This is a genomic window from Paenalkalicoccus suaedae (assembly GCF_006965545.2).
Classification (GTDB): domain Bacteria; phylum Bacillota; class Bacilli; order Bacillales; family Salisediminibacteriaceae; genus Paenalkalicoccus; species Paenalkalicoccus suaedae.
Map to the genome: position 1 here is coordinate 3,095,642 of NZ_CP041372.2, position 13,147 is coordinate 3,108,788.

Annotated in this window: 9 protein-coding genes; 4 read left to right on the forward strand and 5 right to left on the reverse strand. The window is 43.6% G+C overall.

The window, feature by feature from the left end:
* The first annotated feature begins 19 nt into the window (after nucleotides 1–19).
* Nucleotides 20–1,468 carry an aldehyde dehydrogenase family protein gene (locus tag FLK61_RS16265; RefSeq protein WP_176010414.1) on the forward strand — a complete coding sequence of 483 codons (1,449 nt, stop codon included), beginning with the start codon at nucleotides 20–22 and terminating at the stop codon, nucleotides 1,466–1,468.
* A 726-nt stretch (nucleotides 1,469–2,194) separates the two neighbouring features.
* Here the strand turns inward: FLK61_RS16265 and FLK61_RS16270 are convergent.
* The 4 genes from FLK61_RS16270 to FLK61_RS16285 form a co-directional block, all read right to left on the reverse strand.
* Nucleotides 2,195–2,830 (reverse strand): GAF domain-containing protein, encoded by a 636-nt coding sequence (locus FLK61_RS16270; RefSeq protein WP_283811909.1) that lies wholly within the window; start codon nucleotides 2,828–2,830, stop codon nucleotides 2,195–2,197.
* Nucleotides 2,831–2,836: 6 nt separating this feature from the next.
* Complete coding sequence (locus FLK61_RS16275) at nucleotides 2,837–3,037, reverse strand: hypothetical protein (protein WP_176010416.1); 201 nt, start codon at nucleotides 3,035–3,037, stop codon at nucleotides 2,837–2,839.
* 274 nt (nucleotides 3,038–3,311) lie between these two features.
* Entirely contained in the window at nucleotides 3,312–3,614 is a 303-nt protein-coding gene (locus FLK61_RS16280) for a hypothetical protein (protein WP_176010417.1), read from the reverse strand.
* A gap of 344 nt (nucleotides 3,615–3,958) precedes the next feature.
* Nucleotides 3,959–4,855 (reverse strand): ROK family protein, encoded by an 897-nt coding sequence (locus tag FLK61_RS16285; protein ID WP_176010418.1) that lies wholly within the window; start codon nucleotides 4,853–4,855, stop codon nucleotides 3,959–3,961.
* Between the two features lie 237 nt (nucleotides 4,856–5,092).
* Here FLK61_RS16285 and htpG point away from each other — a divergent pair, with 237 nt between their 5' ends.
* From htpG to FLK61_RS16300, 3 genes are all read left to right on the forward strand, one after another.
* The gene (gene htpG / locus FLK61_RS16290) at nucleotides 5,093–6,976 is read left to right on the forward strand and encodes a molecular chaperone HtpG (RefSeq protein WP_176010419.1); all 1,884 of its coding nucleotides are present in this window, start codon (nucleotides 5,093–5,095) and stop codon (nucleotides 6,974–6,976) included.
* 181 nt (nucleotides 6,977–7,157) lie between these two features.
* The gene (locus FLK61_RS16295; protein ID WP_176008377.1) at nucleotides 7,158–8,402 is read left to right on the forward strand and encodes an IS256 family transposase; all 1,245 of its coding nucleotides are present in this window, start codon (nucleotides 7,158–7,160) and stop codon (nucleotides 8,400–8,402) included.
* A 175-nt stretch (nucleotides 8,403–8,577) separates the two neighbouring features.
* Nucleotides 8,578–9,015 (forward strand): hypothetical protein, encoded by a 438-nt coding sequence (locus FLK61_RS16300; protein WP_176010420.1) that lies wholly within the window; start codon nucleotides 8,578–8,580, stop codon nucleotides 9,013–9,015.
* Nucleotides 9,016–9,204: 189 nt separating this feature from the next.
* Here the strand turns inward: FLK61_RS16300 and FLK61_RS16305 are convergent, their stop codons facing one another.
* On the reverse strand, nucleotides 9,205–12,960 hold the full coding sequence (locus tag FLK61_RS16305; protein ID WP_176010421.1) for a S8 family serine peptidase: 3,756 nt from the start codon (nucleotides 12,958–12,960) through the stop codon (nucleotides 9,205–9,207).
* Nucleotides 12,961–13,147 lie beyond the last annotated feature (187 nt).

Here is a 13,147-nt window from a genome sequence, read left to right on the forward strand (position 1 = left end):
GAATTAGAGGAGGCACCACATGTCAACATTTGCAATGCAATTTATAGACGGTAAGTGGGTAGATGGCAAGAGCGAGAAGGAACTTAGCAACTATAATCCATATACGAATGAGCACTTGTTCACGATGTATTCAGCGTCTGATGAGGATGTCGATGCAGCTTACAAAGCCGCTAAACGTGCGCAAAAAGAGTGGGGACAGACGCTTCCGAGCGAGCGCGCTGAGCTATTAAATGAAGTTGCTAAAATTGTGGAGAAGCGCAAGGACGAGATCATCGACTGGCTAGTGAAGGAATCCGGAAGCTCTATCACAAAAGCGACGATTGAGTTTGGTGCTGCTTTAAATATTATTAAGGAGTCAAGCTCCTTCCCATATCGTACAAAGGGACAAATTATGGAGTCTGACTTTCCTGGTAAGGAAAACCGTGTGTATCGCTCTGCAAAAGGGGTCATTGGCGTAATTGGACCTTGGAACTTCCCGTTCCACCTTTCCATGCGATCAGTAGCTCCAGCGATTGCAACCGGTAATACGGTTGTGTTAAAGCCTGCTTCCGAAACAATTGTAACGGCAGGATCGTTAATAGCGGATATTTTCTCCGAAGCAGGAGCTCCAGACGGCGTAATTAATATGGTTGCCGGTCGTGGTTCAGAGATAGGCGACGCATTTGTTGAGCACCCTATCCCGAAGGTGATCTCCTTCACAGGATCAACGGAAGTCGGCGCTCATATTGCCGAGCTTGCAGGGAAGCATCTTAAAGAGACAGCTTTAGAGCTTGGTGGTAACAACGCCTTTATCGTGTTAGAAGATGCAGATTTAGACCAAGCAGTCGATAGTGCGATTTTTGGTAAGTTCCTGCATCAAGGGCAAATTTGCATGAGTACGAATCGTTTCTTAGTAGATGAGCGTATTTACGACGATTTCATTGATAAATTCGTCGAACGAGTCGAAGGACTGAAGTCTGGCGATCCTACTGAAAAAGAGACTGTTATTGGTCCAATCATTAATAAGGATCAAATTGAACGTATGGAGAAGGACTTGGACGAGACAGTGAAGGCTGGAGCGAAGGTATTAACTGGAGGTAAAGCAGAAGGACTAGTCTTTTTACCGACAGTTGTCCGTGATGTAACCAACGATATGCCATTAGCTAAAAACGAGATCTTTGGTCCAATCGCGCCGATCATTCCGTTTAGTACGGAAGAGGAAGCGATCGATATTGCGAATGACTCTCCATATGGACTTAGCGGAGCCATTCATTCCAAGGACATCCATCGCGCGACAGAGCTTGCAAAGCAGGTAGAGACAGGTATGATTCACGTTAATGACCAAACAGTCAACGACGAGTCTCATGCTGCATTTGGAGGCGAGAAGGCATCTGGTCTTGGTCGCTTTGGTGGCGAATGGGCATTAGATAAATTCACGACAGAAAAATGGGTTTCCGTGCAGGGAGTTAGAAGAGAGTACCCGTTTTAAGAGAAGCCTTTTGGGCTGATTAATGAAGAGCTAACTAGTTAAGAGCAGCCCTTCGGGCTATTTGCTAAAGTGCACATTAGCTTAAATCTGCACTTCGAGCTGTCAGCCCTCCAGACACTCTACGACATCCATAGGGTCAGTGTCTGAGCCTACTCGTCAGGCAAAGTTCGCCTTTCTGCGTGGTCTCAGCCTCTGCCTATTCCTATGGATTGTCTCCGAATGTCCTCCGGGTCTGCCACCTCTGCGTTTGATTTAAAAAGTGCATAAGAAAAGAGCCTTCCTTTATTGGGAGGCTCTTATTTTGTTTGAAGAGATGATTTTAGACAGATTGCTCTTTGGCAACTAGGATTTTCATGTGCCGTAATAGAAATAAATGTACCGTATAGAAAATGTATGCACCATATACGAGATTTATGTACCGTGAGCAAGAGGTACTGTTAAAGCTAGGCAACTCTCTTTCGCATAGTATGTAATATGTGTTTATGCAAGAAAAGATCCGTTACCTTCGATTCTCTGAAGCGAAGGCTGGCGTCTCCTAGAGGATCACTTTCGCGCAGCGAAAATCCTGACAGACGGCCCTTGGACGGCTGACATAGTTGAGCAAGCTCCTCAGGAAAGCGCCAGCCGGGAGCGCAGGAGAATCGAAGATTCTCTTCCCCCCCTTATTTTCTCACACAAAAAAAAGCCCTAGCCCTGCGTAGTTAAACACAGCAACTAAGGCCTTTATTATTTATCCCGATCCATTCGATAGCCAATGTGCTCCATCGCATCCTTTAAGGTAGCAGAAATCGTAATAGACTGCGTAGCAAAGGCTTGTTTATGCAAAGCTACCGCCTGATCTGGTCTCACCCCAGTAAGAATGGCTTCCGTCCCAATTAGCTGTAAACAACTAATCATATGATGGAGCTTTACAGTCATCGTTTTATCTCCATCGACTAGACCAGAAATATCTAGTACGACATATTCCGTTGATTCTCCCGCGCATACCTCTAATAGATGATCTAAAATGACCTGTGCTCTCACCTCATCAATCGATCCAGTCAAAGGTAAGACCCACACTTTTTCGTCAATCTCCACTAAAGGCACTGCGGCATGTTGAGTTCGTTGTTTTTCTTCATCTACATCAATCACGTATCCAAATAAATTACCCATTATCGCAAATAGTTGGATCTCTTCACGTGTGAATGTTCTAGGCTTCGGATCCATCGCACAAAGTGTGCCGTAGCTCGTACCATCGCTTGATATAATAGGTACCCCGAGTAATGTCCCACCACCTAAACCATCTGTCACAGACATATTTTTTGTCCAGTCATGCTCCTTTAAATTTTCAACGACGAACGGCTCACGGCCTTTCTTCTCAATGAATTGTCAGTAGGAGTCTTCATATAAAAAGTCTTGTCCGACCTCAATCACTTTTACATCGCGATTGTAGGCGTGCTGGATTGTCACATGCTGCTTATCATTGCGTGCGACGTAAACAGAGTTAATATTTAAAATATCGCTTAATCGATGCATAATCTCCACAGCTGCTTCTTCTAATTTTACATAATGACCTTTAGTTAATCTCATCTTATTTGTCACCCCTGTTCCTGATAAGGCATTTGCGCTCTTCTCATATTCTATCATGAATAATAGAGGGATACGACTACTTACAAATCTATTTCGTGACAGAAAAAATAGTTGAGGTGATGTAGAACTATGTAGTTAATCTCTCTTATTTTTCTTATTGATCACCGCTATCGCTATTGACCACTACTACTCTATTATTAACAGCAGCTCTTTCCTCAAAACAAATAGAAAAACCACCTCCTCTGCATGAAGAGATAGCTTTTCTACACTGAGCTTATTTCCAATCACTTAATGAATGAGCATGCACCGGGCCTTTTTCAAGAATATCCCGAAGCTTTGTACCTAGTCCAACTCTTCCGCCTAGTGGCTTCAAAAAGGGACTAACATACATGTGACTTTCTTTCCCTTGGACGATACGTTGATCAGTCTCGCTTACCCATTGATACTCTGGGTCCTTCCCTTCGTCAAGCAAAACCCCAGAATAGTACTTTTCGCCTAACGGGAATTCTCTTGCGATATCTAGTATAACGAGTGTACCCTCGTAAAAGTCCCCCCTAAACGATCTTAATCTAGCCATATTTATCTAATCCCCTTCCCTTCAATTACTAATTGCCTAAAACAATTGTACCATTTATTTATTTTTTTAGAAATAATTAAATTCCAATAATTTGACGCTTGTTGATGACATTTTTTTGTAATAGTGGAATTAGAAGAGTACTATCAAGATTTCCTTCCAGATAAATAGAAAATAGCCACTTATTCGGATCGAGGGAGATTCCGAATAAGTGGCTATCATGGCTTGAGAAATGCAGGGGCATTTCTCAAAGAGGGAATACAAGGATATCTAAGGGATTACACACTTAGTGTATAGAACAAATGTAAATCTAGTATAATCATTCCGTTAAAAACGCGTAAATCGTGTTAAATTCGCTTCACGATTCCGAGCTGCGAAGCTCCTACCACTCCAACGTGTGTGAGTGATGCCTTCCTAATATCGATATAATCTTTTAGGCTCTCATATACCTTTCTCTTAACAGCCGCGATCAGCTCATCTAAAATGAGACTGTCAGCCTTCATGACACCACCGCCAAGTAGGATAACCTGAGGATTGATCGTATGTATGATGTTTGCAAGACCGCTTGCAACATGCTCCAGCCACGTGTTGAAAATGACTTTTGCTTCTTTATTCCCCTCCTGCACTTGCTTGAAAAGGGTCTCTGCACCGCCGTCTGCTCCAAGCTTATCTTTTACAATATGATGAAGCGCAGTGCCTGAAGCGAGCGATTCCCATGATCCAATATTTGTTCCCTTTGAATCTGGTCCGTGATCCGCAATAATCATATTCCCTACTTCACCTGCGTTAGATTGAGCACCTACAAGAATTGATTTTCCTACAATAAATCCTGCTCCGATACCAGTGCTGATCGTGACATACGCTAAGCTCGAGGAGCCTTTTCCCGCTCCAGCAAGGTATTCGCCCACAGCTGCGGCATTCGCATCGTTCTCAAATAAACACACTCGTCCAATTCGCTCCTCTAATACACGAATGAGCTCATAGCCGTGCCAGTTCGGCAAATTAGGTGGATCTAAAAATTTCCCGTGCCCAACATCGATCGGTCCAGGTGCCGCAACTCCAATTTCATGCTCTGTTTCTGCCGTCCACTTTCCTACCATATGAGTAATGACTGCTACACCCTCGTCAGGTTCGCGCGGTGTCATTTCCTCTAAATAATCTACTATTCTACCGTTCTCTGCTACAAGTCCTGCTTTTATGGATGTGCCGCCAATATCAACACCAATTCTGTATCCAGTCGTCATACGCCCGCTCCTTTTTACAGCATTCTCTTGTGTCTTCTTCGCCAAGTCCTACGTATTATCCTTCTTTCCTTATAACATAACTAGTTACTAAGTTGTATATTTTCCCTCTTTCTTTTGAAGAAAACACGTCAGCGGTTGACAATACTGTCCATTTTAGTACAATTAATCATGGATTAGCACTCCGGTATGTCGAGTGCTAAAAATACACCTGCAAACCGAAAGGAGAACGATGTTTCTATGGCGCAAAAGGAATTTAAAGCCGAGTCCAAACGACTGCTAGAAATGATGGTTAACTCGATCTACTCTCAAAAGGAGATCTTTTTACGAGAGCTCATCTCCAACGCAAGTGATGCTATTGATAAGATGTACTATCGCACGTTAACCGATGAATCGCTATCGTTTAACCAAGATGACTTTTATATTAAGGTAACTGCTGATAAAGAGGCCAGAACGCTTACGATCGTCGATACAGGAATTGGTATGAACGAGGCGGAGCTTGAAGAAAACTTGGGGACGATTGCTCGCAGTGGCTCCCTTGCCTTTAAGCAACAAAATGAAGCAAAAGATGGGCATGATATCATTGGCCAATTTGGCGTTGGGTTCTACTCCGCCTTTATGGTTGCAGATCGCGTGACGGTTGTGACAAAGTCTGCTGATTCAAGCCAAGCATTCCGCTGGGAATCAAACGGCACGGACGGCTATACTATCGAACCTACTGATTACGACGCTGTTGGCTCTACCATCACCCTTCACCTCAAGGAAAATCAAGAGGATGCAGAGGAATCATTTGATGAGTATTTAGATGAACAACGACTGAAGCAAATTATTAAGAAGTACTCTGACTTCATCCGCTATCCAATTAAAATGGATGTAACGAAGTACGAGCAGCAGGAAGATAGTGAAGAAACAGTTGAAACGATCGAAGAAGAAACGATCAACAGCATGGTGCCGATCTGGAGAAAGAATAAGAGTGAGCTTACAGACGCTGACTACGAAAACTTTTATCAAGAGAAGCGTTATGGCTTCGACAAGCCCCTTGCCTACGAGCATATTCATGTCGACGGTACCATTCGCTACAACTCGATTTTATATATTCCAGAGACGACACCGTTTGACTTTTACTCGAAGGACTTCGAAAAAGGTCTTGAGCTTTACTCTAGCGGCGTTTTAATCATGGAAAAGTGCCCGGATTTACTACCTGACTATTTCAGCTTCGTGAAAGGAATGGTCGATTCAGAGGATCTATCCCTCAACATTTCCCGGGAAATTTTGCAACATGATCGACAGCTTCAAATGATTGCGAAGAATATTAAGAGCAAAATCAAATCCCAGCTGAAAAAAATGCTAAAGAATGACCGCGAACATTATGAGAAATTCTTCGAAGCGTTTGGACGCCAGCTCAAGTACGGCGTTTACAGTGACTTCGGCCAAAATAAAGAGGACCTCCAAGATCTTCTTCTCTTCCATTCTTCGAAGGAGAAAAAATTAGTTTCTCTAGCTGATTATGTAGAGGCAATGCCAGAAGAGCAAGAATTCATCTACTATGCAACGGGAAGCTCGATCGACCGTATGGAAAAGCTCCCACAAGCGGAATTAGTAAAGGATAAAGGCTTTGAGCTACTGTACTTCACAGAGGACGTGGACGAATTCGCGATTAAAATGATGCGCGAATACCAAGGCAAAGAGTTTAAATCTATCGCAAGTGGAGATTTAAATCTAGAGTCGGAAGAAGAAAAGAAAGAAGCAGAAGAGAGTGCATCTGAGAATAAAGAGCTCTTTGATGAAATGAAGAGTCTCTTAGCTGACAAGGTCAAGGATGTCCGAATCTCAACACGCTTAAAATCTCACCCAGTCTGCTTAACTGCCGAAGGAGAAGTAACGATTGAAATGGAGAAAATCCTTCAGCAAATGCCTGACAACCAAGGCGTCAAAGCGGACAAAGTATTAGAAATTAACTACAGCCACGAAGTATTCAACTCTCTTAAACAAACGTTTGATCAAGACAAAGAAACGTTTAAGCTGTATACAAATTTACTCTATAACCAAGCGCTTCTTATCGAAGGTCTTCCAATTGAGGATCCAGTAGCGTTCACGAATGATGTGAGTAAGTTAATGAAGTAGGTTTGATTAAGTGATGATTAATTTGCACGAAGTTTTCCCTCGGTTTGAGGGGAGGCTTCGTGTTTTTTGTGGTGTGGGTTTTCGGCCTTGTAAACTAAACTGTGTAAGTAAGAGTGCGTACGACTTTTACTTCGCAGTTTAGTTTTTTATTGTTAAGATAAATTCATATGGTTGGAGGAGGATGGGTATGGTGAAAAAGGATCGAAATGCTAAAGCGAGTGAGTTGGCAAAACAGATACTAGAGACGTATGAGCCTGAATCCGTTCAAGATATGCAGGAAGCCCTTAAAGATATCTTTGGTCCAATGTTTGAATCTATGCTAAAAGGCGAGATGAATCACCATCTAGGTTACCAATCTAACAGTAAAGAAGAGAAAGAATCACTAAACAGAAGAAATGGTTATGGGAAAAAGACGCTTCAAACGAGCTCTGGTGAACTGGACATTCAAGTGCCACGTGATCGAGACGGATCATTTGAACCTCTTCTTGTCCCAAAGCGTAAAAAGAATCTCTCTGAGATGGAGGATAAGGTAATCTCGATGTACGCGAGAGGTATGTCACAACGTGATATCTCCTCTACAATTGAGGAGATCTATGGCTTTTCCATCTCTCACGAGATGGTCTCAGACATCACAGACAGTGTGATGCCAGATCTTGAAGAGTGGCAGTTCCGTCCACTTCAAAGCTGTTATTCATTTCTGTTTGTAGACTGTATGTATACCACCATTCGTAACCACCACGAGACGAGAAAGTATGCCGTTTATACGATTCTCGGTTATACACTTGAAGGTAAAAAAGAGATTTTAGGTTTGTGGCTAAATGAAACAGAAAGTAAACACAAATGGATGCAGATCTTCGATGAGATTAAGTCCCGAGGTGTCGAAGACATCTTCTTTATTTCAATGGATGGTGTCAGTGGATTAGAAGAAGGCGCTAAAGCCGTCTTCCCAGAGGTCGTGGTCCAGCGTTGTATTGTTCATTTAATACGCAACTCTGTCCGTTATGTACCTTATAAAGACTATCGTGCTTTCACTAAATCTCTTAAAACCGTTTATGGTGCTCCAAATTTGAAAGCTTGCCGAAAAGCCTTTGATGAGTTTGAGAAGCAATGGACACAATACCCAGGCGCTATTGATGTCTGGAGAAGAAACCTTCAACACGTTGAACAGCTTTTTGATTATGGCAGTGCGATTCGAAGAATCATGTACACCACCAACGCGGTCGAAAGTGTTCACTCCAGCTTTAGAAAAGTCACTAAAAAAGGAGCATTCCCCCATGAGAATGCTTTATTAAAACTACTCTTTTTACGGATTAGAGAATTAGAAGTGAAATGGGCAACTGGCTTCGTTCCTAACTGGGCCCAAGTATTAAATCAGCTATTGATCAATGAAAGCCTACAGACTAGGGCTGCCAAGTACCTGGAGTAAGAAACTTACACAGTTTATTTGACAAACCCGGGTTTTCCGCTCACTCCATTCGGTTTTCCTCTCACTAAATTTTCTCACCTTTCACTCCCTCTCCCTCTCCCTCCTCATCTCAAATCACTTCCCACCATCACCACCCCTCCGCTATACTTATACTCATCTAAGGAGGCGAATCCGCATGCAAACTAACTCCATTCTTGCTCTCAAACAAATTGCTGCACTTAGTATCGATTACCTGATCGTTCGTACATCGTGGCTTCTATACACCTTTTTTGCTCCAGAGCCACCAATCCAAATAGAGATTCCATTAGTATCCGCGGGTTTCATCATCGTTTGGCTACTCATCCCTACCTTGACTAAGCAAACCCTCGGTGAACGAATCCTTCTCTTATACCCTACTCGTTTTGAGAAAATAACGCCGTACGTCGTAAAATTTGTATTAGTATTCTCGCCTTGGCTATTAAGCCGTCTATTGGCTGAATCTACTCATATTGGTGCAACTGTTCTAACAACCGTTCTCTTAGTTCTTTTCTTTATACACGTATTAATCACGTTCATTCACCCTCAAAAAGTACACCTTTACTATTACAGCCTCGCAGGCTTTAGTATTAAATAGTCGAACGATATTTTGTTTAATCAACAGCTGCATATAGAGAGCGTCTGCATTTTTAGCTCCGCGACGTGCATTTCCTCTATGCTGGTGTGCATTCTCTCTCGCGCTGTCTGCATGTAGACGTTCTTTGCACGTAAAAAGAAGGAACCGAGTATAAACATCGGTCCCTTCTTCATTACTAAAAGCTACTTATCAATTTCCATTGCCACGGCCGTTTCCATTCCCGTTACCATTTCCATTACCGTTGCCATTACCATTTCCATTTCCATTTCCATTGCCGTTCCCGTTCCCATTTCCGTTATTGCCTGGCTGACGGCGTTCGATAGAAATTGTCTCAACGGTTGTATTACCAGCTAAATCAACAAGCTCTAATTCGAACGTGTTTTGACCTGGCGCAAGAGTGAATTTCAGGTCAAGTTGCTCTGAGATACTTCTCTTCTCGTATGGAGCATCGAAATTATTGTAGAATACTTCATCTCCATCAACATAAAACCTGAGATCGTCAAAGTTATCTGAAATCGTGATTGGAAGTGTCACTTCAGACGTGTTTCGATTCACACGCTCTTTGTACTTCCCAACCTCAATTACCGGTGCTGTCGTATCCACGATAAACTGACGACTAATAGAGTTCTCCCGACCGTCCGCTGTCTTAGCGACAAACTGGAAGCGATGTACCTCGTCCTCAAGAGAGAACGTCTGGTTAAATGTGTGATAACCCTCTTCCTCATCAAATGACGTCGCAACATCAACGCCGCCAACCGTAAAGCTAGACAGGTTCGTTGCATTTTCGATACGACCACTCACGATAATCTCGCTAGTCGCATACGCCGCTAATAAGTCCGGAGTATCAATGTAAATTTGAGGGAATCCCGTCTCAACTGGGCCAGGCTCCGTCGCATCCACAACCTCCGACACGTTCTCAGCAAAGTCAACCGCTCTTACCGACACATTCTCCGCGTCCACTGCCACTGCTCCTGCTTCTGGGCTAACCACTTCGACAGTTTCCCCATCAACAAGTACTTCGACATACGCGACCCCAACGCCGACATCACTTACATCAAAGAGTAATTCTTCGCCATCAAAGGTTACTTGACTAAATTCTGGTGCTACCGTGTCTACGTAAATTGGTAGCTTGTAGCTCTGGAAATCAGCACCATCAAATGCAATTTGGCTACGTACCTCAATGAAGTACTGGCCATCCGCCACCGGTTGATTACGTACAGTACCATCCCACGTAGCAGCTCTCACAGGAGTAGCCTGTGCACCCGCTCCACGGTCGAAGAAGTTTTTACGCACATTTTCTTCCGTACGAATTCGGCGAAGTTGCTCGCCTTGCTCGTCTAAGACGTTGTACTCCACCACTCGCGCATTACGCAAGAAGGAGACAACTGGGAAGATTGATGTCTCAGCTGGATTGAACGCTTGAAGATTAGCTTGGTACGCTTCATTAATTGGATCAAAGCCTACATAGAAGCTATCCGCAGAACGAACAAGTCCTGTTTGCTGATAGAACGTTACCCCAAGTGGCTCATAGAGACCTGGATCAACAACAGGTGCTGCATTCCAATCTCCGTTAAAGCCTACATAAGGTACGCTTAGTGATGGATACGTATCGGTTACGTCATGTAACTCAACGAACCCTTCTGCAAAGTACCCATTCGGGAATAATTCGCTTGCTGGCTGATAGCCAACACCTAGGTGATATGCCTCTGCATTTGTTAAATCAAGAGATACAGATACTGTCGCTGAGCCATTTGCTGGTACGACAACCGTGTCAGCTGCAGAGCCATCAACACTTACTGCAACGTCCGCATTCTCAAGAGCCGCACTACCGTTATTAATAAAGAATCCACTGTCACCCATTGTTGTTTGTAACGAAAGGTCTAGCTCATATTCAATCGCTTCATCAGCTGTGTTCGAAACAGTTAGATCGAAGCTTGCTTGATTTTGGAACTCTTTCAGTGCAACTTTTGCTTGGTCTGTTGATGCATCAACGACGTACGCTGGCGTAGATGCTGCTGCATACAGATTCATTTCTCCTGCACCTTGTCGGCGTGGGGAATAGAACGCATCGTCGCGACCGATTGTATCAAGCTTTGGTTCTGCTGTATTCATCAATAGTTTCTGTACAAACTCCGAACGATTGAGTCCAGTAAAGCCAAATTCTTCGTCCACTCGCTCCATAATTAGAGCTGCCCCACCTGCTACGTGCGGTGCTGCCATGGACGTACCGCTCTTCACACCATACTCTCCTTCTTCTAATGTGGAGTAAATTTGTCCACCTGGAGCTGTGATTTCTGGCTTAAACTCAAGCTCAGGAGTCAATCCCCATGAAGAGAAATCAGACATTTGACCAGCAGTTGGATTCGCTACTGCCTCTGGTGCTTCGTCAAAGAAGATCGTCACTGTCTCACCTGCTTCTAGTAGAGACACTAACGTAAGACCATCTTCTTGTGTGATCGATAAGTGTGGAATCGTAATGGCTCCATCAGAAGCCATGTTAATTCGTCCTGGTGCATTATCATAAATAATACTTGCAACTGCGCCATTTGCTTGCGCATTCAACGTCTTATCCACAAATGGAATTTCTCCACGAGAAATCAATGCAATTTTTCCTTCTACATCGACACCTTCAAACTCAGCTGGCGTTCCGAAGCCAACGTGTACCACGTCTGCCCCATTTTCGCCAAATACATTCGTTGGGTTAGCCTGTGAGAATGATCCATAACCAACAAGCTCTGTTGTAGAATCAGCCTCAGCACGCAGTACCTCTGATTGAAGCATCGTGTTTTCACTCGATGCAACCGAGATAGACGCTGGCGATACTGATGGCGCGCCAACTAATCCAACATCTGGATTTTGTAGGAATGGAGAAAGATATCCATTACCGAAGAGCGCCGAGTTACCAGCTGAAATCGATACGATAACGCCGTTCTCTTTCGCACGCTGTACAGCCTGTGCTTCTGGGCTATTTGGATTTGTAAATCCAGCCGTAGAGCCTAAGCTAAGGTTTAATACATCTACGCCTAGCTTTAATGCGTCATCCATTGCTTTTACATAAATATCTCCGTAAGTCGTTGGGATATTTGGGTCGTTACCAAATACTTTCAAGCCTAAAATTTGTGCTTCTGGAGCAATTCCGCGTACTCCACGGTTCTCCGGATCGCCGTTTGCACCTGCAGTACCTGCTACGTGCATCCCGTGATCACTTGCTCCTGGTGCAATGTCCTGAATAATGTTATTTTGATCCATGTAGTTCCAACCGTAAGGTACCTTCTCTGTGAAATAAGAACCTGGTAAGTCCGCTGCTACTACATCTTCTTCCGTGATGGCTTGTTCAACACCCTCACTTAATACGAAGTCTTGGTGAGCAGGATCAACACCGGAATCCACGATTCCAATAACCATGCCTTCTCCGTAATATCCATAGTCTTCACGCGTCTTAATCGCTTCTACGATTTCCGCGCCATAGTTTGTATCTGGAAGCGCCTCTGGACGCTCATATTCGTTAACAAGTTCTACAGTTTTAACTCCAGGAATAGATTCGAGCTTTTGCGCTTCTTCAAACGTTAGCTCTGCACTAAATCCATTAGCTACAACCGTTACTTCTTCTAAAAAGTCTATATCGATCTGTCTTGTTTCGATTTGCTCTTTCGCTTTGCGCTGACTTTGCTCAACGTTTGCTCGTGCATTACGTCTCTCAGCGGCAGGTAGATCCTCAAGCTTAACACCTCGACGTGTTGCTCTTTCTACCTCTGGCTCTTCTTCAAGCTCGATAAACACCCGAACTCTCTCATCGGGATTAACATCAAAGCTCTCTAACCCATATTGCTTTTGCTCTGTTAGTTGTTGCCCCATATTTGGATTCGCCGCTACCGTTCCGAATGACGAAAATAGTAGTAATAGCGAAAGCAAAATTAGCGTGAATCCCTTCCATCCTCTACTCATGTGATCGCTCCCCTTAAATTAGTTACCCCTGCTAGTTTCACAGAAAGCAGTTTAAAAGTATAATGCTTTCAGATTGTTGTCAATTGCGAGAATATAACTAAAGTTATACGTAGGTGATAAGTCGATACTCCTATTAACCTAGTTTGATAATATTTCGACATAATGTTACAAAGTGGTGAATCCTGGT

Excerpts from the sequence above, each read along its gene's own strand:
- FLK61_RS16305 (WP_176010421.1), bottom strand. The coding sequence starts at position 12,960 with ATGAGTAGAGGATGGAAGGGATTCACGCTAATTTTGCTTTCGCTATTA.
- FLK61_RS16280 (WP_176010417.1), bottom strand. The coding sequence starts at position 3,614 with ATGGCTAGATTAAGATCGTTTAGGGGGGACTTTTACGAGGGTACACTC.
- htpG (WP_176010419.1), top strand. The coding sequence starts at position 5,093 with ATGGCGCAAAAGGAATTTAAAGCCGAGTCCAAACGACTGCTAGAAATG.
- FLK61_RS16265 (WP_176010414.1), top strand. The coding sequence starts at position 20 with ATGTCAACATTTGCAATGCAATTTATAGACGGTAAGTGGGTAGATGGC.
- FLK61_RS16285 (WP_176010418.1), bottom strand. The coding sequence starts at position 4,855 with ATGACGACTGGATACAGAATTGGTGTTGATATTGGCGGCACATCCATA.
- FLK61_RS16295 (WP_176008377.1), top strand. The coding sequence starts at position 7,158 with ATGGGTATGGTGAAAAAGGATCGAAATGCTAAAGCGAGTGAGTTGGCA.
- FLK61_RS16275 (WP_176010416.1), bottom strand. The coding sequence starts at position 3,037 with ATGAGATTAACTAAAGGTCATTATGTAAAATTAGAAGAAGCAGCTGTG.
- FLK61_RS16300 (WP_176010420.1), top strand. The coding sequence starts at position 8,578 with ATGCAAACTAACTCCATTCTTGCTCTCAAACAAATTGCTGCACTTAGT.